The sequence below is a fragment of the Sphingomonas sinipercae genome (assembly GCF_011302055.1).
GTDB classification, from domain to species: Bacteria; Pseudomonadota; Alphaproteobacteria; order Sphingomonadales; family Sphingomonadaceae; genus Sphingomicrobium; species Sphingomicrobium sinipercae.
This window is the reverse complement of the sequence record NZ_CP049871.1, coordinates 1,946,344-1,964,511: the sequence shown is the minus strand read 5'-3', so window position 1 is coordinate 1,964,511 and position 18,168 is coordinate 1,946,344. Positions and strand designations below refer to the sequence as shown.

Sequence of the window (18,168 nt, the reverse complement as noted above, 5' to 3'; positions counted from 1 at the left end):
GCTAAGGCCGCACCGTTCCGGACGTAGCCCGGTCGACAGGTAACCCTCCGGTCTGCCGAAGCGCTTCGCTTACTGCGATGGCCGCCGCGGTCGCCAGGTTCATCGAGCGTACCTCAGGGCGCAGCGGTAGGCACAGGCGGGCGTCGCAGGCCTCGGCGACCATCGCTGGGACGCCGGCGCTTTCCTTGCCGAACAGCAGGACGTCGTCGGGGCGGAAGCTGAAATCGTACGCTGAATCGCGGCTCTTGGTCGTGAACAGGACCAGGCGGCTCGATCCGACGGCTGTGCGAAAGGCCGTGAAGTCGGGATGGCGGGCGACGCTGACGTGATCGATATAGTCCATTGCGGTACGCCGCACGCGCCGGTCGTCCCACGCGAAACCGAGCGGTTCGATCAGGTCGACCGCCGTGCCAAGACATGCGCCGAGCCGCAGGACAGCACCGACGTTCCCGGCAATCTCCGGCTGATACAGGGCGATGCGCATTAACGGATTCGTGGACGCGGCGGCCAAGGTGCGCAAGCCGGTCGCGCCCGTTTGTGCTAAAGCCGCCGCCGATGAGGAAAATCAAGCGATGAGCGTCGCCTTTCGCCGCGACAGCGACGAGGAGCATCTGGAGCCCAAGTTCGAGTTGCCGGTGCCGCCGGGACCGAACCTGGTGACCCAGCGGGGCTACGACTTGCTCGCCGCCAAGACCCAGGAGCTGGAGGCTGCGGTCGCGGCGGCGGGAGAGGAAACGCGCGGGGCGCTTCAGCGTGAGCTTCGGTACTGGCGCAAGCGTCTCGCCAGCGCGCAGGTCGCCCATGCCCCGACCGGTGACACAGTGGCCTTTGGGGCGCGGGTGAGCATTGAGCAGCACGGCGCGGTGCGCACGCTGACGATCGTCGGCCACGACGAAGCGGAACCGGCGGCAGGGCTGATCGGCTTCGCCTCGCCCCTCGCCAGAGCGCTGATCGGCGCCGAGGTTGACGACGAGGTGGCGTTGCCAGGCAATTCAGGCCCGGCACGCGTCGTCGCGGTCGAAGCGCCTTAAGGCATTCGCCGACCTAGCGGTCGCCGCGGTCGCCTTCGCCCTTCTTGGCCTTGTTCTTGGCGTCGTGGCGCTGGTCGGCGGCATGGCTAAGGCCGACGTCGTCGGATTGCTTGAACTGGCCCTCTTCGTCGCGGCGGACGTAACGCTTGTCGTTTCCGGTATCGATCAGTTCACGCGGCATCGCATAGCTCCTTTCGGAGGTACGAATCCGCAAGGCGCGACAATGGTTCCTGCCCACGTGTTGAGGAAGCTTGCCTTGACTTTCCGGCGCTTCTCCGCTTCAGGGGCAGCCGTCCGGCGGGCCTTTGGGTCCGCTGTTTTGTTTAGGGGCATCGCGCGGCCGCCCTCAAGTGCCGCGTGGCCGGGAGTACCTCAAACGGCTCCCCGACGAACGGAGAATGATCATGCGCCATCGTGTTGGCCATCGTAAGCTTCAGCGCACTTCCAGCCACCGTGCAGCCCTGTTCCGCAACATGGCGGCGGCGCTGATCAAGCACGAGCAGATCACCACCACGACCGCCAAGGCGAAGGAACTTCGCCCCTACGTCGAGAAGCTGGTGACCCTGGCGAAGCGCGGCGGCCTGTCGAATCGCCGGCTCGCCCAGTCGCGCCTGATGGACGACACGCAGTTGAAGAAGCTGTTCGACGTCATCGCCCCGCGTTACGCGGTGCGCGACGGCGGCTACATCCGCATCATCAAGGCCGGCATCCGCGCCTCCGACGCGGCGCCGATCGCGATCATCGAGTTCGTCGATCGCGACGTTTCCGCCAAGGGGCAGGACAGCGGCCCGGTGGTTGCTGAAGACGAGTTCGAAGCCGCCTAACTTCGCCGTTTCCGGCGTCTGAAATCGCAGGGACCGCGCTGAGCGTGCGGCCAATCGTTGCTGAACGGGGGCAAACTGACCCGTTCAGCACGAATGCACTGCGAATCGTCTAAACCTTCCGCACGCTCCGTTCGTTTTATCGAACAATTGGAGTCAGTTGGAAGGAGACATGCCATGAAGGCTGTGACGAAACTTTTGACCGGTGCGGCTGCTGTTGCCGCGATGACGGTCGCAGCGGCGCCAGCCTCTGCGCAATATTACCCAAGCCCCTATGGTGGCGGCAACGTGCTTGGCCAGGTGCTGCAGCAGGTGCTCAACCCTTACGGCGGGCAGCAGTACGGTTATGGCAACAACTCGCAGGCCCTGGTGCAGCGTTGCACCGCGGCGGTCCAGCAGCAGCTGGGCCAGCGTTACAATGCCAGTTACGGCAACGGCTACGGGTACAATCAGTACGGCTATAACGGCTACAACAACGCCTATGGCAATGCCCGCATCGTCGGCATCACCCGGGTTGAGCGCCGTTCGAACACGACGACCCGAGTCCGCGGCCTTGCCAGCAGCGGCATGAACATGGGTTACGGCTACAACCAGGGCTATGGGTACAATCCGTATCAGGGCGCCCAGGCTCAGGCCGACCTGTCGTTCAAATGCGACATCGATTATCGCGGCTACGTTCGCGACATCGACATCAACCGCCGCTAAGCGACGGCCGAAACGAAAAGGGAAGCGCCGGGGCGAGAGCTCCGGCGCTTTTCGTTGGGGCATCCAAGGTTCTTGCCGCCCACGGAGAAACGATCCGAATCGGACCGGCAGGTAAGTCCCGGCTAGCTGAACCTTGTCATCCTTCCCGAAGCGTCGCTGCACTGGGGGAGGAAGCGGTTTGCTCAAGCCGCGGGAAGAACGCCGCAGGGTGCTGGTCCGGGCGCGCATGCGCGTCGGCGGCGCGTGGCACGACGCGTGTATCGTCAACGTCGCTTCGCGCGGGCTGGGCTTGCAGGCCGCTCGGCCGCCGCAACGGGGCGACTATGTCGAAATCTGTCGCGGCGTGCATGTGGTGATCGGTCAAGTCGTATGGCGCAGCGATCGGCGCTTCGGGGTCCGGACTCAGGGCACGATCCCGATCTATTCGCTTATCAACGAGCCGGATCGAAGCGCGCTGCCGGCTGAGTCCGCGCCGGCCCACGTGCTTCCGCGTGAACGCCGGCGAGCCTCGCGAAGCTCATTCGCGGCGGAGTCGAGCGGGCATCGCGGCCGTGCGATGCAGTTCGCAACAATCGCATTGGGCGCCGCCTGTGTCGCCCTCTCGCTTGGAGCGGTGGCGCGCGATGCGCTGGCCAGGCCGCTGGCGGCAGTGAACTCGGCGCTGGCGCGGCGTTAGCCGGGCACAAAAAAAGACGGGAGCGCGAACGCCCCCGTCTCAATTTCTCTAGCGATGCGAGGCTTAGCCGCGCTCGCCCGGAACAACCGCCGGCGGCGGAGGCGGGCACATCGCGGTCGCCAGGATGACGCTGCCGTCCGGGCAGGTCTGCGTGGCGGGCGGCGGCGGAGTCGTATCGACGACCACCGGAGCAACCGGGACGACGGGCAGCGGAGCTGCGCCGAAGTTGTAGATGAAGCTCAGCAGGATGCTGTGGCTGCGCAGGTTGCTGTTAACCGCCAGGCCGTCTTCATCGACGTCGCCGAAGCGCAGGTCCTCGGCGTTGAAGAAGCGATACTTAACGCCAACGTCAAGATTGCTGCTGACCGCGGCACGCATGCCCGCGAGCAGCTGCCACGAGAAGGCATTGTCCTTTTCGCCGCCGAACTTGACGTTCGAGTAGCCAACGCCGCCGCCGACGAACAGGCTGTTGCCGCCGCGGTTGAGGGCGTCGATCAGGCCGTTGACCATGATCGAATTGACTCGGCCATTGGCCTCCTGAAGCTCGAGCTGAGCACCTTCAAGGTCGAGGTCCTCGGCATCTTCAGGGTCGATTTCGAAGAACGCGTCGCTGAACGAGACGTCCTGAACCTTCAATTTCTTGTGGCTCAGTTCAACTTCGCCGCGAACCATGCCGAAATCCATGCCGGCGATGACGTCGACGTCATAGGCCGGATCGAGATCGATGGTGAAGGCGTCGTTGAGCGTGAAGGTCTGGCCTTCGACGTCGGCGACGAGATCGGACTTGATGTTACCGCCGAAGATCGCGCCGCCTTCGATACCGAAATAGGGCATGCCATCGCGGGCCGCGGCCGGCGAAGACACGAGTGCGAGCGCAGTGGCCGCAAGCAGATACTTGTACATGTAAAACCCCCAGATAGCAGGTGCCGTATTATTCAAGCTTCGACCGGTCTTAACAACTGTCTCCATGACTTTTAGTCGCCACTGATGCGGCTGGGACACAGTGAGCGCCAATCGTGCGCGCTGGGGAGCTATCCAACTCACCTTTACACGCAACGACATTGGGCTATCCGCCTCGCATGACGATCCAGCCTGCAGACTCCATCCTCATCGTCGACTTCGGCAGCCAGGTGACCCAGCTGATCGCCCGGCGCGTCCGGGAGGCCGGCGTCTATTGCGAGATCGCCCCGTTCAACGCTTCGGAGGAAGCGTTCGAAAGGATTCGGCCCAGGGGCGTGATCTTTTCCGGCGGCCCTTCCTCGGTGATGTCGAAGGACAGCCCGCGCGCGCCGCAGGCAATCTTCGACAGCGGCCTGCCGCTCCTGGGCATCTGTTACGGGCAACAAACCTTGCACCAGCAGCTTGGCGGGAGCGTGGTCAGCTCCGACCAGCGCGAGTTCGGGCGCGCCTTCATTGATATCGTCGCCCCGTCGGCCCTGTTCGACGGGCTGTGGCAAGTTGGCGAAAAGCATCAGGTGTGGATGAGCCACGGCGACCGCGTCGAGACGCTTGCCCCTGGCTTCGAGGTGGTCGCGAGTTCGGAAGGCGCACCCTATGCGATCGCCACCAACGAGGGCCAGAAACGCTATTCGATGATGTTCCACCCGGAGGTGGTGCACACGCCGGACGGCGGCAAGCTGCTGGCCAATTTCGCGCGGCACATTTGCGGCTGCTCAGGCGACTGGACGATGGGCGCGTTCCGGGACGCCAAGATCGCCGAAATCCGCCAGCAGGTAGGATCCGGCAGGGTGATCTGCGGGCTTTCGGGCGGCGTCGACAGCGCCGTTGCCGCGGTGCTGATCCACGAAGCGATCGGTGAGCAACTGACCTGCGTCTTCGTCGATCACGGCCTGATGCGCGCGAACGAGGCCGAACAAGTCGTCTCGCTGTTCCGCAACAGCTACAACATCCCGCTCGTCCACGTGGACGCAGAGCACATGTTCCTCTCCGGCCTCGAAGGCCTCACCGACCCGGAGGCCAAGCGCAAGTTCATCGGCAAGACCTTCATCGACGTGTTCGAGGAGGAAGCGCGCAAGGTCGGCGGCGCCGACTTCCTGGCGCAAGGCACTCTGTATCCCGACGTCATCGAAAGCGTCAGCTTCACAGGCGGGCCAAGCGTGACGATCAAAAGCCACCACAACGTCGGCGGCCTGCCCGAGCGGATGAACATGAAGCTGGTCGAGCCGCTGCGCGAACTGTTCAAGGACGAGGTGCGCGAGCTTGGCCGCGAGCTTGGCCTGCCCGAAGCGTTCGTTGGCCGGCACCCGTTCCCGGGGCCGGGCCTCGCCATCCGCATTCCCGGCGAAGTGACTAAGGAACGTTGCGACATCCTGCGCAAGGCGGACACCATCTACCTCAAGGAAATCCGTGCTGCCGGGCTGTACGACGCGATCTGGCAGGCGTTCGCGGTGCTTCTGCCGGTGCGCACGGTTGGCGTGATGGGCGATTACCGCACCTACGACAGCGTCTGCGGCTTGCGGGCCGTGACCAGCGTCGATGGCATGACCGCCGACGTCTATCCGTTCGACGCCGCCTTCCTCAGCCGGGTCGCCACCCGCATCGTCAACGAAGTGCAGGGCATCAACCGCGTGGTGTACGACTATACGTCAAAGCCGCCCGGCACGATCGAATGGGAATGAGCCGGACGCCTGCCCGTTAACCAGCAACGGAAACGTTGAGCTAACCGGACCCGGATTAAGCTGAGTGCGCGACGCACCATCAGCAAAGGCCGTTCCGTTGTACCACCAGCCACTGCAAGGCGCGGTCGAAAAGGTCCGCTTATCGGAGCTGGTTGCTGCGTTCAGCTACGCGCTCGACCTGACCGAGGGCCAACCGGCCGGGCACAGCGTCCGCTGCTGCTGGATCGGCAGCCAGGTCGGCCGCGCGCTCGGCCTTTCGCCGGCCGACCGCACCGACCTTTATTACGCGCTGCTGCTCAAGGACCTCGGCTGCAGCAGCAACGCGGCACGGATCTGCGAGCTTTATGAAGCCGACGACCTTGCCTTCAAGCGCGGTTACAAGACGGTTGGGACGAGCCTTGCGGCGAGCATCCGCTTCGTTCTTTCGCGCACCGCGGTGAACGCGCCTTGGCGCGAGCGCACGGCCAAGGTCGGGCGGATCCTTCGCGACGGGCCGCGGCTGGCGCGCGAGATGATCCTGTCGCGCTGCACCCGCGGCGCCGATATCGCCGCCTCGCTCGGCTTCTCGGAGGCCACCTGTGGCGGCATCTATTCGCTCGACGAACATTGGGACGGGTCGGGCAAGCCGCACGGGCTGGAAGGACAATCGGTCCCCTTGTTCGCGCGCATCGCGTTGCTGGCGCAGGTCATCGACGTCTTCCATTCGCATGCGGGCCCGCAGGCGGCCATTGACGAGGTTCGCCGCCGTTCCGGGTCGTGGCTGGACCCGGAACTGGTCACCGCTGTCGAACGGCTGGCGGCCGGTCCGGACTTCTGGACGACCCTTCGGTCGCCGCTGATCGAGGTCTATCTCGTTCCCTTCGCGCCCCACGAGGAGGCGCGGCCGGTCGACGACGACTTCCTCGATCGCATCGCGGAAGCCTTTGGGCAGGTGATCGACGCCAAAAGCCCGTTCACCGCCGGACATTCGCAGCGGGTCGGCGATCTGGCCGATCGCATCGCCGCCGCGACCGGCGTTCCGGCCGAGCGTCGTCGGACGCTTCGCCGGGCCGCCCTGCTGCACGACATCGGCAAGCTGGGCGTGTCCAACGCCATCCTCGACAAGCCGGCGGCGCTGACTGGGTCGGAGTGGGACCGGATGCGCGAACATGCTTCGCACACGCGTGAAATCCTCGGCCGCATCGGCGCGCTGTCCGACATCGCCGACATCGCCGCCGCCCACCACGAGCGTCTCGACGGAACCGGCTACCCGCTGGGACTGGAAGGTGTGCAGATCGCCCGCGACACGCGGATCATCACCGCCTGCGATTTCTTCGACGCGCTGACCGCGGAACGTCCGTACCGAGGCGCAATGCCGGTGGCCAAGGCGCTGGCCATCATTGAGGGCGAGGTTGGCAAGGCAGTCGACCCCGAATGCTTTGAAGCGTTGCGCGCGATCGCCCCCGTTTCCAATTAAACCGCTGTTTACCATGACGTTACCGGATTGACGGTCGCGCCCGGCTGCGCTGAGCAGTGGCCGGAACCGGCGGGAGCGGGCAGTGGGGCGGACGATCAGATCAGCGAATATTGCGGTTGCGGCGGCACTGTTGGCGAGTTGCGCCACGACGCCAGCGCCCAAGGTCCCCCAGGCGCCGCTGACGCCGGTCGCGGAGAAGTCTCCGTACCGCTGGAGCCAGGGTAGCGCGCCCGAAGCCTATAAGGCTGCGGCCGCCAAGTTCGGCCCGCTCACGCTCAAGCCGGGCGAATATAAATGGGTGGCGGACCTGCCCAAGACCGGCGAGACCAAGGTCGTCATCGACCTGCTTTCCCAGCTCTTCTACGTTTATCGCCAGGATCGGCTGGTCGGCGTGTCCACCATCTCCAGCGGGAAGAAGGGCAAGGAAACCCAGCTTGGCCTGTGGGCGGTGCGGACCAAGAAGGTGAAGGGCTTCAGCCGCAAATATGACAATGCGCCGATGCCTTACATGCAGATGTACGATGAAAAAGGGCTCGCCTTCCACGCCGGCAAGCTGCCCGGATATCCCGCCAGTCACGGCTGCGTCAGGCTGCCGCTGAAGTTCGCGCAGCAGCTCTATGGAATGACGAAGATCGGCACCAAGGTGATCATCGAGGGCTAGGCCCCGAAGTAGCTGCAGCTGTCGCCGCTGCTGTCGCGCAGCACGGTCACCCGGGCGAGGCCGGGGAAATCGGGGGCGAGCCGGTCCCAAATCCACCGCGCCAGATTTTCCAGCGTCGCTGGGCCGAGGTCGGCGACCTCATCGAGGAAATGGTGGTCGAGCCGGTCGTGCAGCGTCGCCAGGGCACGGTCGAGCAGTCCAAGGTCGATCAGCATCCCGCTCGCTGGATCCGGGGTTCCGCGCACCGCTACCTCGGCGCGGTAGGAATGGCCGTGAATCCGTCGGCTCGGCTCGGCATCGACCTCCCGCCGAAGCGTGTGGGCCGCATCGAAGCGGAAGATTTTGCACAGCTCGTGCATCACGGAATCCCGATTAGTTTGTGGGTTTGCAGGCTCAGGCGCCATTGCGGATTGGCAAGGCAATAGTCCACCGCTGCGGCGGTGTTCGCGGCGCGATCGGGGCCGTCCATCGGCTGCAGCCAATATTCGCGGAAAGGAAGATCGGCGACGCTTTCGGGCGGAAGTGCGGGTTGGGGGTAGACCAGCTTGAGCTCGTCGCCGCTGCGCTGCATCAGCGGCGCTCCGGCCTTGGGGCTGATGCACAGCCAGTCGATGCCGGGAAGCGCGCCGAGCGTGCCGTTGCTCTCCATCGCGATTTCAAACCCGCGCACGTGCAACGCATCGATCAGCGCGGGGTTGACCTGCAGCAGCGGTTCCCCGCCGGTCAGCACCACGAAGCGCCGGTCGCGTGCCTCCCCCCAGATCCTTGCAACGGCATCCGCAAGGGCCGCCGCGTCGGCGAATTTGCCGCCATTGTCGCCATCGGTGCCGACGAAATCGGTATCGCAAAAGGTGCAGGCCGCGCTGGCCCGGTCCTGTTCGCGCCCAGACCACAGGTTGCAGCCGGAAAAGCGGCAGAATACCGCCGGGCGGCCCGCGTGCCGTCCTTCGCCCTGGAGCGTCTTGAAGATTTCTTTGACTGAGTAGGCCACGCTTTGCTCGCGCGCGGCGCCTTGGCTCAACTGGGCGCGAAAGTCACGCGGCGCGGTTGCGATTGCCCGCCAGAGTGGTCGCCAGTGCCTCGCTCAGGTCAGCGACGGCGAACGGCTTGGCGAGGACCGCGAACTCCGACCCGGTCTTGCGGATCTCGTCGCTGTAGCCGGTGGCGAGAAGGACGGGCAGGTCGGGGTGAGTCTCGCGCAGCTTGCGGGCGAGGGCGAGGCCGGTCATCCCCGGCATGACCACGTCGGACAGGACGACGTCCGCACCATCGGTGTCGAGCAGCCGCAACGCCTCGGTCGCGCTGGCGGCCGCGGACACCTTGCAACCCAAGTCCTCGAGCAGGCCCTGCGCAAATTCACGCACTCGCTCATTGTCTTCGACCAGAAGCACCCGCACCCCCTTGGGAAGCGAGGCAAGCGGGGCCTGTTCGTTGGGCGCGTCGAGCGGCTTTTCGCTGGCCGGGATCAGCAGTGAGACGGTGGTACCCGTTTGCGGCTGAGAGGCGATCTCCGCACGTCCCCCGGCCTGCGCTGCGAAACCATGGATTTGCGATAGTCCAAGCCCGGTCCCCTTGCCGACGTCCTTGGTGGTGAAGAACGGCTCGAAGGCGCGCGAAACGACCTCCGGCGGCATGCCTTCGCCCTCGTCGCTGATCGACAGGCGGACGAAGCGCGCGCCATTTTCCTCCACATTCGCGGTGCCGATGGTGACGGTGCCGCCCTCGCCGAGCGCATCGCGGGCGTTCAGCGCCGCGTTGAGGATGGCGGTTTCGAGTTGCGTCGGGTCCACTTCGATGACGGCCGGCACCGCGTTCAGCTCGAGCACCAGCTTGAACTTCGAGCCGATCGTGCGCGACAGCATTTCCGCCACCGCATCGAGCCGGGCATTAAGGTCCATCACCTGCGGTTTCAGCGCCTGGCGGCGGCCGAATGCCAGCAGGTGGTTGGTGAGCGTGCTCGCGCGTTCCGCGGTTTCGGCGATCGCCTGGAGATATTGCTTGCGCTTTTGCACGGGCAGGTCGGGCTTGCGCAGCAGGAAATCCGACGATCCGCTGATCACCGTCATCAGATTGTTGAAGTCATGGGCGATTCCGCCGGTCAGTTCGCCGAGCGCCTGCAGCTTTTGCGATTGCGCAAGCGCGGCCTGCGTCTCTTCGAGCCGCTGCTGCGCTTCCTTGCGCTCGGTGATGTCCCGGGTGATCTTGGCGAAGCCGATGTGCTTGCCCGTGGAATCGAAGATCGGGTCGATAACGACATGTGCCCAGAACAAGGTGCCGTCCTTGCGGACCCGCCGCGCCTCGCGCTCATACTTGCCTTCGTTCAGCGCCGTTTCCAGCGCGATGCGCGGCTCGCCCCAGCCGCGGTCTTCCTCGGTGTAAAATCGTGAAAAGTGCTGGCCGATGATCTCCTCGGCCCGATAACCCTTGAAACGCTCGGCGCCCGGGTTCCAGCTCGCGACATGTCCGTCGACATCAAGCAGGTAGATCGCATAATCGGTGACGGCGTTGACGAGCAGCTGCAAGCGCTGCTCAGTCGAAATGCTGCTCAAATCCGACAATTGGTCCGAGTCCCAAGCCATGGCGCCGATTTCGCGTCGCCGAGCCCACCCCGACTAAAGCAGTAGTTTTGCAGCGCGAGGGTTCAAGTCTTTTTCGTCGGTGTCGGTTCCACCAAGCGCGGGTTCGCGCTATGTCGAAATTGCTCTGGGGGGAGACACGACATGACCGAAGGCACGTTTTCGCCGCGTCCGCTGGCCAGCTGGTATTGGGCGGCGGCAATCGCTTCCGTCCTGTTCATGGCGGTCGGGTGCGCCGCTATCTGATGCAAGTGACGGCCGATCCGGCCACTTTGCCGCTGGACCAGAAAGCGATGGTCGACGCGATGCCGATCTGGGCTGTTGCGGCCTATGCGATTGCCGTGTGGGTGGGCCTGGCCGGAACGATCATGCTGCTCCTGCGCCGAAAACTGGCCGAGCCATTGCTGCTGGTGTCGGTCATCGCGGTGATTTTCACCTTCCTGCCCTACGCGGTGACGCCCGCGATGCGGGATCTGGCGAGCACCAACGACATCGCCATGGCGATCGGGATCTTCGCAATCACCTGGACCATCTTCTGGTTCGCGCGCCATTCGCGGCTGCGCGGCTGGCTTCGCTAGCGGGAAGCGCGCCGCGCCGCTAAAGCGCAGGCATGTCCACGTTCACGATCGATACCAGCACCAGCCGGGCAACGCCGTCGCCGGTGCCCGGCAAGCGCATGACCGTGCCGGGAATCCGGGGCCGCAAGGTCGACGGGCAGACCGAGCGACCGATCGTGATGCTCACCGCTTACACCATGCGGCAAGCGCAACTGCTCGACCCGCATTGCGACATGCTGCTGGTCGGCGACAGCCTGGGGCAGGTGATTTACGGCTTGCCGTCCACCATCCCGGTGACCCTCGACATGATGTGCGCGCACGGCGCGGCGGTGGTGCGGGGCAGCTGGCACGCGCTGGTCGCCGTCGACATGCCGTTCGGAAGCTATGAGGCGTCGCCCGAGCAGGCGTTCGAAAGCGCGTCGCGGGTGATGAAGGAAACCGGCTGCGCGGCGGTGAAGCTGGAAGGCGGCGAGGCGATGGCGCCGACTGTCCGCTTCCTTACCGAGCGCGGAATCCCGGTGATCGGCCACGTTGGCTTGACCCCGCAGGCGGTCAACTTGCTCGGCGGCTATGGCGCTCGGGGCCGCAACCAGGCGGAAGCCGCGAAGATCGTCAGCGACGCCAGCGCCGTAGCTCGGGCAGGGGCCTTCACCATCGTGGTCGAAGGCGTGCTTGAAGACATTGCGACCAAGGTCACGAAATCCGTCGAGCCGCCGGTCATCGGCATCGGCGCCTCCGCGCAATGCGATGGCCAGGTGCTGGTGACCGAAGACATGCTCGGCCTGTTCGAACGGACGCCCCGTTTCGTGAAGCGCTACGACGACCTCGCGACCCGGATCGGCGAGGCTGCGGCAACCTATGCCGAGGAGGTTCGCACCCGCGCTTTCCCGACCGCCGACCAAACCTATCGCCCCAAGTCCGGGTAGTTGGCGTTTCCGTGCGGAGCGGCTAGACGCTCTGCCGCCAGCTTCCGTTCATCCGCGCTTGGGGAAAGGGGGCGACCGGCACCGGCATTTATCCGATCCTTGAGGCACGTAGTTGGTCCAAACCCCCGACGCACCGAACGAAGCATTCCTTCGCGAGGTCGATGAAAATCTCCGCCGCGACCAGGCCCGCGATTTTGCCCAGCGCTACGGCAAGTGGCTGATCGCCGCGGCCGTGCTGCTCCTCGCCGTGACCGGCGGGTACCTGTATTGGCAGGAGCATAAGCAAAAGCAGACCGAAGCGCAGTCCGAAGAACTGGCGGCGATTTACACCGACATCGGCGCCGGAAAGGCCGTGCCGGCCAAGGCACGGTTGCAGGCGCTGGAAGATTCGCACAGCGACGTCATCCGCGCACTCACCTTGCTGACCGAGGCCGCCATCGCGCTCGAAGGCAACGATCGAGCGACGGCGCTGGCCAAATATCGCGCGGTTACCGACGCCGACGTTCCCCAGCCCTATCGCGACCTGGCCCTGGTGCGCGCGACGGCCATCGAATTCGACACCATTAAGCCCGAAGAGGTGGTCGCTCGGCTGGAGCCTTTGAGCAAGCCGGGCGAGCCGTGGTTCGCGAGCGCTGGCGAGATGACTGCCCTCGCTTACCTCAAGCAGGGGCGCAAGGCGCAGGCAGGCAAGCTGTTCGCGGCGATCGTCGGCGACAGCCAGGCGCCGGCAAGCGCGCGCAGCCGGGCATCGCAAATCGCAGGCACATTGGGCGTCGACGCCAGCGCGGCGTTGGCAGCCGCCAATTAAGCAGGAACGATGATGTATTCGAAACAGATGAAGCTTGCCGTCATTCTCGCGGCCGCGCTCGCCGCAAGCGGCTGCAGCGTGCTGAAGAAGAAGACGCCGACGACGCCGGTGCTCGGCCAGCGGGTGGCGGTCCTGGCGACCGAACTGGACGTCAGCGTCGATCCGGCGACCGCGGCATTGCCGATGGCGCTGCCGGAACCGGTGGCGAACGCCGAATGGACCCAGTCGGGCGGCAATTCGGCCAAGGCGATGGGTCATGTCGCATTGCCCGCCGCACTCAGCGAGGCCTGGTCGGTTTCGATCGGGCGCGGCACCAGCCTGACCGCCCGCCTCGCGGCTTCGCCGATCATCGCTGCTGGCCGCGTGTACACCATCGATACGACCGCGGTCGTCAGTGCATTCGATGCAAAGACGGGCGGACTGGTCTGGCGCGGCCAGTTCGGTACGGAAAAGGGCAACAGCACGTCGCTGTTCGGTGGCGGCATCGCTTTCGACAATGGCCGGGTTTACGCGACCAACGGGCTCGGCTTCGTCGCCGCCTTCGACGCCAACAGTGGCCGCATCGCCTGGCAGGTTCGTCCCGGCGGACCGCTGCGCGGATCGCCGACGGTCGCCAACGGCTCCGTTTATGTGATGAGCCAGGACAACCAGCTCTATTCGCTCAAGGTGGAAGACGGCGCGACCAACTGGTCCGCGGCTGCCTCACTTGAAGTTGCCGGCGTGTTCGGGACCGCGTCCCCGGCCTACGCGCAGGGCACGATCGTCGGCGGCTTTTCGTCGGGCGAGCTCAATGCTTACCGGTATGAGAACGGCCGGGTCGTCTGGCAGGACGCGCTCGCCCGGACCAGCATCCGGACAAGCGTGTCGTCCTTGTCCGACGTCGACGCCGACCCGGTCATCGACCGCGGCCAGGTCATCGCCATCGGCCAGGGCGGGCGCATGGTGGCGCTGGAATTCACCACCGGCCAGCGGATGTGGGAGCTTAACCTTGCCGGTCTTTCGACCCCCTGGGTCGCGGGCGACTGGGTGTTCGTGGTGACCGACGATGCGCGGGTGATGGCGATCGCCCGCAACAACGGCAAGATTCGCTGGATCACCCAGCTGCCGGAGTTTCGTCGGGCCAAATCGAAGCGCGGCCTGGTCAGCTATGTCGGCCCGATCCTGGCTGGCGGACGCCTGATCCTGGCAGGATCGACCGGCGGGATCATCTTCCTCGATCCGACCAATGGCGCCTTGCTTGGCCAGAGCGCATTGAAGTCGTCGATCAGCCTTTCGCCGGTCGTTGCGGGCGGCACGCTGTACATTCTCGACGACACGGGGCGTCTGCACGCGCTCCGCTAAGGGTGGACGCGGCAGCGCGTTGGCCTAGAGAGGCGCGATGCCGCAACCCACCGTCGCCATCGTCGGCCGTCCCAATGTCGGCAAATCGACGCTGTTCAACCGCCTGGTCGGCAAGCGCGTCGCGTTGGTCGACGACCGCCCCGGTGTGACTCGCGACCGGCGCGAGGGCGATGCCAAGCTGCTGGGCCTGGAATTCAAGGTCATCGACACCGCCGGGTACGAGGATGAGGAAGTTGCCAGCCTACCCGGCCGGATGCGCCAGCAAACCGAAGCCGCGGTCCGCGCCGCCGACGTCGCCATGTTCCTGTTCGATGCGCGCGAAGGCGTTACCCCGATGGACGAGGAAATCGCCCGCTGGCTCCGCGCGGAAGACACGCCGGTCGTGCTGGTCGGAAACAAGGCCGAAAGCGGAGCCGCCTCAGCCGGCCTGATGGAGGCTTATTCGATCGGCTTCGGCGAGCCTGTCGCGATCAGCGCCGAACATGGCGAAGGCGTCGTCGATCTGTTCGAAGCGCTGCGCCCGTTCGTCGAGCGCGAGGTAGAGGACGAGGAGCCGGGCTTCGGCGACGACGAGGGCGGGCCGCTCAAGATCGCGATCATGGGGCGCCCGAACGCCGGCAAGTCGACCTTGGTCAACCGAATGGTCGGCGAAGAACGGATGATTACCGGTCCGGAAGCCGGAATCACGCGCGATTCCATCTCCCTCGATTGGGAGTGGCAGGACCAGGAGGGCACCAAGCACGCGATTCGGCTGGTCGACACCGCCGGACTGCGCAAGCGCGCCAAGGTCATCGACAAGCTCGAGCGGCTGTCCGGCGCCGATGCGCGGCGGGCGATGGAGCATGCCGAACTGGTCGTATTGCTGCTGGATGCGACGCGGGGCCTGGAAGCGCAGGATTTGCGGATTGCCGAGCTGGTGATCGAGGAAGGCCGCTCGCTGATCATCGCCATCAATAAATGGGACGTGGCCGAAAACGCATCGTCCCTGTTCAATGGAATCAAGGCGGCGCTTGAGGAGGGACTGTCCCAGCTCAAGGGCGTCGTGGTGATGACCGTCTCCGCCAAGACCGGCAAGGGCATCGACCAGTTGCTTGGCGCGGCCTTCGAGCTTCGCGAGCAATGGTCGCGGCGCGTCGGTACCGGCGAACTCAATCGCTGGTTCGAAGCCGCGGTCGAGAACAATCCCCCGCCCGCGCCAAGCGGCAAGAGGATCAAGCTGCGCTACATCACGCAGGTCAAAAGCCGGCCACCCGCGTTCGTGGTCTTCGGCACCCGGGTCGACATGCTGCCCGAAAGCTATCGCCGTTACCTGCTCAATTCGATGCGCCGCGACCTTAACCTCGGCCCGATCCCGTTGCGGCTGACGATGCGGGCGTCGAAGAACCCCTACGAAGGCCAGCGCAACCAGGATCACGCGCGGCGCGGCAGCGGACGCTAAGCCAAAGTTTACGCTTTGGGGCGTAGGCAAATTCCGTGGGACCACGTCCGGGCATCCGCCCGGGCCACGAGGAGAGCTTAGTGACCGGCGCGCAGGATATCGTCGATTGGGTGCATTTCGAACGCAGCCGGTCGGAGCTTGGACCGGGCTTCATCCGGATCCTTGGCTATTTCCGCGAGGACGGGGTCAAGTCGATCGCGCAGATCGAGGACGCAATGCGTGAGCAGAACACCGCCGCGCTCGTCCTTCCCGCACATACGCTCAAAGGCGAAGCCCGCCAGCTTGGCGCCGAGCCGCTGGCCAAGATCGCCGAGCTGATCGAAAGCACAGCCCGCTTCTGCATCGAAACGCGCGCTTTCCCGGATGAATTGGTGAAGGACGTGGTCGAGCTCCGCCACTTGTTCGAACAGACCATCGACCTGTTCGACAAGGCGACCAACCCGCTGCAATCGCGGGTCCGGCCGAACGGGTTCGGGCGCAAAGTCGGCAACCAGGATTTCGGCCGGATCTAGACGGCAAGGGCTGGCTTTCGCATCGGCTGTGGCCGTCCGCGCGACAGGCTGCGCCAAAGCCACTCGAACGGTCCGTAACTGAAGCGGTCGAGCCACGGCTTCGACCAGGCCAGCATCGCTGCCCAGAAGATCGGCACCAGCAACCAGGCCTCGGCGCGCGAAAGCTGTCCGTAAAGGCCAAGGCCCCACCCGTTGAAGATTGCTGCGGCGACCAAGCTGGTGCCGAGGTAATTGGTGAAGGCGGCGCGTCCCACGGCCGCGAAACGCATTGCGACCCGGCCGCGGTTGCTGGCGAGCCACACGATCAGCGCCGCATAGCTCAGCGCCATCAGCGGATGCAGCGGCATCGACCAGGTTTCCAGGGCGGTGACGGTCCAAGGCAGCCTGAAGCCGCCGATCCATACCCATGCGGCAAGGCCCATGCCGGCGATGATCCCGAGCGTGAGGCCGATCGCGGCGATCCGCTTGTAGGTTCGCATCGACCAGGCGCCGGTCAGGAATCCGGACCGATAGCCCGCCATTCCAAGCAGCATCAGCGCCAGCGTTTCCGGGAACAGTGTTTCGACAATGTCGACCGGATTCCACAGCCTGCGCCCGGTCGTATCGGCAACGAAGGCGCCGTAGCTGGAATGCACCGTAAGGTCGTTCTGGATGGCCTGCGCGGTGGGGCCGTAATAGCCGATCGCGCTTGGGTCGCCCGATGCCTGCGCGGAAGCGACATGCGCCGCGAATCCGGTCGCCTCTCCGACCGAGATGACGAAGGCGGCGACGTAGGTAATCAACGCCAGGAGAGCGAGATTCGCCGCCGGAGCCCGCCAGAAGGCGAAGGCGAGCATGCCGACGATCGCGTAGGTCGTCAGGATGTCGCCGAACCAGACAAAATAGAAATGGGCGAGGCCGAACAGCAGCAGCACCGCCATCCGCCGGTAATGCACCGAGGCCGCGGACTGGCCGGAGCGGTCGGCACGTTCGGCGACCAGCAGCAGCGATGCTCCGAACAGCATCGAGAACAGGCTGCGCATCTTGCCGTCGACAAGCACGAAATTGGCGAACCACATGATGCGGTCGGCAAGCCCGTCAAAGCCGTAGACCGGCGGGTTGAAGTAGGCAGCTTCGATCATCGCGAAGGCGACGACGTTGACCGAGAAGATGCCCATCACCGCCACTCCGCGGATGACGTCGAGGGTGACGATGCGATCGTTCGCGCGCGCGGTCATGTGGCCCCCATTTCGGCCCGCGGCTTACGCGTTCGCCTGCTCCGACTGAAGCTGGATATAATTGGGCAGGCCCATCCGCTCGATCATTTCGAACTGGGTTTCCAGGAAATCGATGTGCCCTTCCTCATCGGCGAGGATTTCGCGGGCGAGATCGCGGGTGACGTAATCGCGCACCGTTTCGGCATGGGCAACCAGGTCGCGGTAAAGCTTCGCGCCCTCCATCTCCGCCTCCATGTCGGCGCGGAGAACTTCTTCGACATTCTGCCCGATGCGTAAGCGGCCGAGCGCCTGGAAATTGGGAAGCGCATCCAGGAACAGGATTCGTTCGGCGATCCGGTCGGCGTGCTTCATCTCGTCGATCGACTCTTCCCGCTCATATGCGGCGAGCTTCTTGACGCCCCAATTGTCGAGCATCCGATAGTGCAGCCAATATTGGTTGATCGCGGTCAGTTCGTTCTTGAGCGCTTCGTTGAGCAGTTCGATAACCCGTTGGTCGCCTTGCATCGCGGCCTCCTCTTCACCGCTGCTGTAGGCGTGGTGAGAGGCGAAGGGAATAGCGGAAAACTGCGAAAAACCTGCGAGTGATAAGCACTCGCAAACAGCTTAAGCGGCGACTGCGTCGACCCTCAACAGCTGTGTCCGTTCTTCGTCGATGATCTCCTGCGCGTAGCAGAGGCAGGTGCCGCATTGGGCTTCGCAGCCGAGATGCGCATAGGCGCTCTTCGGGCAGGGCGCACCGGCCCGGGCGGCGGCGCGCACTTCGTCTTCGGCAATGGCATTGCAGATACAGACGATCATGATTCG

At 65.0% G+C, this 18,168-nt stretch carries 22 protein-coding genes; 13 read left to right on the top strand and 9 right to left on the bottom strand.

Annotated elements, in window-relative coordinates; genetic code table 11:
• Position 1: 1 nt before the first annotated feature.
• Entirely contained in the window at positions 2 to 484 is a 483-nt protein-coding gene (locus G7078_RS10175) for a tRNA (cytidine(34)-2'-O)-methyltransferase (RefSeq protein ID WP_166095696.1), read from the bottom strand.
• Between G7078_RS10175 and G7078_RS10170 the strand changes: the two genes are divergently transcribed.
• Positions 477 to 1,031 carry a GreA/GreB family elongation factor gene (locus tag G7078_RS10170; protein WP_343037792.1) on the top strand — a complete coding sequence of 185 codons (555 nt, stop codon included), beginning with the start codon at positions 477 to 479 and terminating at the stop codon, positions 1,029 to 1,031. The two genes, G7078_RS10175 and G7078_RS10170, sit on opposite strands and share 8 nt — an antisense overlap.
• A gap of 13 nt (positions 1,032 to 1,044) precedes the next feature.
• Here G7078_RS10170 and G7078_RS10165 read toward each other — a convergent pair whose 3' ends face one another.
• Positions 1,045 to 1,212 (bottom strand): hypothetical protein, encoded by a 168-nt coding sequence (locus tag G7078_RS10165; protein ID WP_166095694.1) that lies wholly within the window; start codon positions 1,210 to 1,212, stop codon positions 1,045 to 1,047.
• Between the two features lie 223 nt (positions 1,213 to 1,435).
• On the opposite strand from G7078_RS10165, the gene rplQ reads away from it, so the two are divergent.
• The 3 genes from rplQ to G7078_RS10150 all read left to right on the top strand — a co-directional run bounded on the left by rplQ (position 1,436) and on the right by G7078_RS10150 (position 3,233).
• Entirely contained in the window at positions 1,436 to 1,855 is a 420-nt protein-coding gene (rplQ, locus tag G7078_RS10160; RefSeq protein ID WP_166095691.1) for a 50S ribosomal protein L17, read from the top strand.
• 174 nt (positions 1,856 to 2,029) lie between these two features.
• Complete coding sequence (locus tag G7078_RS10155; RefSeq protein WP_166095689.1) at positions 2,030 to 2,557, top strand: hypothetical protein; 528 nt, start codon at positions 2,030 to 2,032, stop codon at positions 2,555 to 2,557.
• A 178-nt stretch (positions 2,558 to 2,735) separates the two neighbouring features.
• Positions 2,736 to 3,233, top strand: coding sequence for a hypothetical protein (locus G7078_RS10150; protein WP_166095687.1), 498 nt, complete (start codon positions 2,736 to 2,738; stop codon positions 3,231 to 3,233).
• Positions 3,234 to 3,296: 63 nt separating this feature from the next.
• Here the strand turns inward: G7078_RS10150 and G7078_RS10145 are convergent, their stop codons facing one another.
• The gene (locus G7078_RS10145) at positions 3,297 to 4,136 is read right to left on the bottom strand and encodes an outer membrane protein (RefSeq protein ID WP_166095683.1); all 840 of its coding nucleotides are present in this window, start codon (positions 4,134 to 4,136) and stop codon (positions 3,297 to 3,299) included.
• 176 nt (positions 4,137 to 4,312) lie between these two features.
• On the opposite strand from G7078_RS10145, the gene guaA reads away from it, so the two are divergent.
• From guaA to G7078_RS10130, 3 genes are all read left to right on the top strand, one after another.
• Positions 4,313 to 5,872, top strand: coding sequence for a glutamine-hydrolyzing GMP synthase (gene guaA, locus G7078_RS10140; RefSeq protein WP_166095680.1), 1,560 nt, complete (start codon positions 4,313 to 4,315; stop codon positions 5,870 to 5,872).
• Positions 5,873 to 5,969: 97 nt separating this feature from the next.
• A complete protein-coding gene (locus tag G7078_RS10135; RefSeq protein WP_166095676.1) occupies positions 5,970 to 7,328 on the top strand; it encodes an HD-GYP domain-containing protein in 1,359 nt (452 codons plus the stop codon).
• Between the two features lie 130 nt (positions 7,329 to 7,458).
• The gene (locus G7078_RS10130) at positions 7,459 to 7,989 is read left to right on the top strand and encodes a L,D-transpeptidase family protein (protein ID WP_166095674.1); all 531 of its coding nucleotides are present in this window, start codon (positions 7,459 to 7,461) and stop codon (positions 7,987 to 7,989) included.
• Here G7078_RS10130 and G7078_RS10125 read toward each other — a convergent pair.
• The 3 genes from G7078_RS10125 to G7078_RS10115 are packed head-to-tail and all read right to left on the bottom strand — an operon-like array spanning position 7,986 to position 10,568.
• The gene (locus G7078_RS10125) at positions 7,986 to 8,348 is read right to left on the bottom strand and encodes a 6-pyruvoyl trahydropterin synthase family protein (protein ID WP_166095672.1); all 363 of its coding nucleotides are present in this window, start codon (positions 8,346 to 8,348) and stop codon (positions 7,986 to 7,988) included. The two genes, G7078_RS10130 and G7078_RS10125, sit on opposite strands and share 4 nt — an antisense overlap.
• Positions 8,348 to 8,980 carry a 7-carboxy-7-deazaguanine synthase gene (gene queE, locus G7078_RS10120; RefSeq protein WP_166095669.1) on the bottom strand — a complete coding sequence of 211 codons (633 nt, stop codon included), beginning with the start codon at positions 8,978 to 8,980 and terminating at the stop codon, positions 8,348 to 8,350. The genes G7078_RS10125 and queE overlap by 1 nt, the downstream gene beginning before the upstream one ends.
• Before the next feature lie 43 nt (positions 8,981 to 9,023).
• Positions 9,024 to 10,568, bottom strand: coding sequence for a PAS domain-containing sensor histidine kinase (locus tag G7078_RS10115; RefSeq protein WP_166095666.1), 1,545 nt, complete (start codon positions 10,566 to 10,568; stop codon positions 9,024 to 9,026).
• Between the two features lie 248 nt (positions 10,569 to 10,816).
• Here G7078_RS10115 and G7078_RS10110 point away from each other — a divergent pair, with 248 nt between their 5' ends.
• From G7078_RS10110 to G7078_RS10085, 6 genes are all read left to right on the top strand, one after another.
• Positions 10,817 to 11,143, top strand: coding sequence for a hypothetical protein (locus G7078_RS10110; protein ID WP_166095664.1), 327 nt, complete (start codon positions 10,817 to 10,819; stop codon positions 11,141 to 11,143).
• Between the two features lie 32 nt (positions 11,144 to 11,175).
• Positions 11,176 to 12,048, top strand: coding sequence for a 3-methyl-2-oxobutanoate hydroxymethyltransferase (gene panB / locus G7078_RS10105; protein WP_166095661.1), 873 nt, complete (start codon positions 11,176 to 11,178; stop codon positions 12,046 to 12,048).
• Between the two features lie 112 nt (positions 12,049 to 12,160).
• On the top strand, positions 12,161 to 12,856 hold the full coding sequence (locus G7078_RS10100) for a tetratricopeptide repeat protein (RefSeq protein ID WP_166095659.1): 696 nt from the start codon (positions 12,161 to 12,163) through the stop codon (positions 12,854 to 12,856).
• Positions 12,857 to 12,865: 9 nt separating this feature from the next.
• The gene (locus tag G7078_RS10095; protein ID WP_246166364.1) at positions 12,866 to 14,197 is read left to right on the top strand and encodes an outer membrane protein assembly factor BamB family protein; all 1,332 of its coding nucleotides are present in this window, start codon (positions 12,866 to 12,868) and stop codon (positions 14,195 to 14,197) included.
• Between the two features lie 37 nt (positions 14,198 to 14,234).
• Positions 14,235 to 15,635, top strand: coding sequence for a ribosome biogenesis GTPase Der (gene der / locus G7078_RS10090; protein WP_166095657.1), 1,401 nt, complete (start codon positions 14,235 to 14,237; stop codon positions 15,633 to 15,635).
• An 80-nt stretch (positions 15,636 to 15,715) separates the two neighbouring features.
• On the top strand, positions 15,716 to 16,147 hold the full coding sequence (locus G7078_RS10085; RefSeq protein WP_246166363.1) for an Hpt domain-containing protein: 432 nt from the start codon (positions 15,716 to 15,718) through the stop codon (positions 16,145 to 16,147).
• Here the strand turns inward: G7078_RS10085 and G7078_RS10080 are convergent.
• The 3 genes from G7078_RS10080 to G7078_RS10070 all read right to left on the bottom strand — a co-directional run bounded on the left by G7078_RS10080 (position 16,144) and on the right by G7078_RS10070 (position 18,162).
• Positions 16,144 to 17,364 (bottom strand): DUF418 domain-containing protein, encoded by a 1,221-nt coding sequence (locus G7078_RS10080; protein ID WP_166095655.1) that lies wholly within the window; start codon positions 17,362 to 17,364, stop codon positions 16,144 to 16,146. The genes G7078_RS10085 and G7078_RS10080 overlap by 4 nt on opposite strands.
• Positions 17,365 to 17,388: 24 nt before the next feature.
• Positions 17,389 to 17,868 (bottom strand): bacterioferritin, encoded by a 480-nt coding sequence (gene bfr / locus G7078_RS10075; RefSeq protein ID WP_166095654.1) that lies wholly within the window; start codon positions 17,866 to 17,868, stop codon positions 17,389 to 17,391.
• Between the two features lie 99 nt (positions 17,869 to 17,967).
• Positions 17,968 to 18,162, bottom strand: coding sequence for a (2Fe-2S)-binding protein (locus G7078_RS10070; RefSeq protein WP_166095651.1), 195 nt, complete (start codon positions 18,160 to 18,162; stop codon positions 17,968 to 17,970).
• Between the last annotated feature and the right edge of the window lie 6 nt (positions 18,163 to 18,168).

Bases quoted from the DNA above. Each gene is read 5' to 3' on its own strand.
- G7078_RS10170 (WP_343037792.1), top strand. From the start codon at position 477: ATGCGCATTAACGGATTCGTGGACGCGGCGGCCAAGGTGCGCAAGCCG.
- G7078_RS10175 (WP_166095696.1), bottom strand. From the start codon at position 484: ATGCGCATCGCCCTGTATCAGCCGGAGATTGCCGGGAACGTCGGTGCT.
- G7078_RS10165 (WP_166095694.1), bottom strand. From the start codon at position 1,212: ATGCCGCGTGAACTGATCGATACCGGAAACGACAAGCGTTACGTCCGC.
- rplQ (WP_166095691.1), top strand. From the start codon at position 1,436: ATGCGCCATCGTGTTGGCCATCGTAAGCTTCAGCGCACTTCCAGCCAC.
- G7078_RS10155 (WP_166095689.1), top strand. From the start codon at position 2,030: ATGAAGGCTGTGACGAAACTTTTGACCGGTGCGGCTGCTGTTGCCGCG.
- G7078_RS10145 (WP_166095683.1), bottom strand. From the start codon at position 4,136: ATGTACAAGTATCTGCTTGCGGCCACTGCGCTCGCACTCGTGTCTTCG.
- guaA (WP_166095680.1), top strand. From the start codon at position 4,313: ATGACGATCCAGCCTGCAGACTCCATCCTCATCGTCGACTTCGGCAGC.
- G7078_RS10125 (WP_166095672.1), bottom strand. From the start codon at position 8,348: ATGCACGAGCTGTGCAAAATCTTCCGCTTCGATGCGGCCCACACGCTT.
- G7078_RS10115 (WP_166095666.1), bottom strand. From the start codon at position 10,568: ATGGCTTGGGACTCGGACCAATTGTCGGATTTGAGCAGCATTTCGACT.
- panB (WP_166095661.1), top strand. From the start codon at position 11,176: ATGTCCACGTTCACGATCGATACCAGCACCAGCCGGGCAACGCCGTCG.
- G7078_RS10095 (WP_246166364.1), top strand. From the start codon at position 12,866: ATGATGTATTCGAAACAGATGAAGCTTGCCGTCATTCTCGCGGCCGCG.
- der (WP_166095657.1), top strand. From the start codon at position 14,235: ATGCCGCAACCCACCGTCGCCATCGTCGGCCGTCCCAATGTCGGCAAA.
- G7078_RS10080 (WP_166095655.1), bottom strand. From the start codon at position 17,364: ATGACCGCGCGCGCGAACGATCGCATCGTCACCCTCGACGTCATCCGC.
- bfr (WP_166095654.1), bottom strand. From the start codon at position 17,868: ATGCAAGGCGACCAACGGGTTATCGAACTGCTCAACGAAGCGCTCAAG.
- G7078_RS10070 (WP_166095651.1), bottom strand. From the start codon at position 18,162: ATGATCGTCTGTATCTGCAATGCCATTGCCGAAGACGAAGTGCGCGCC.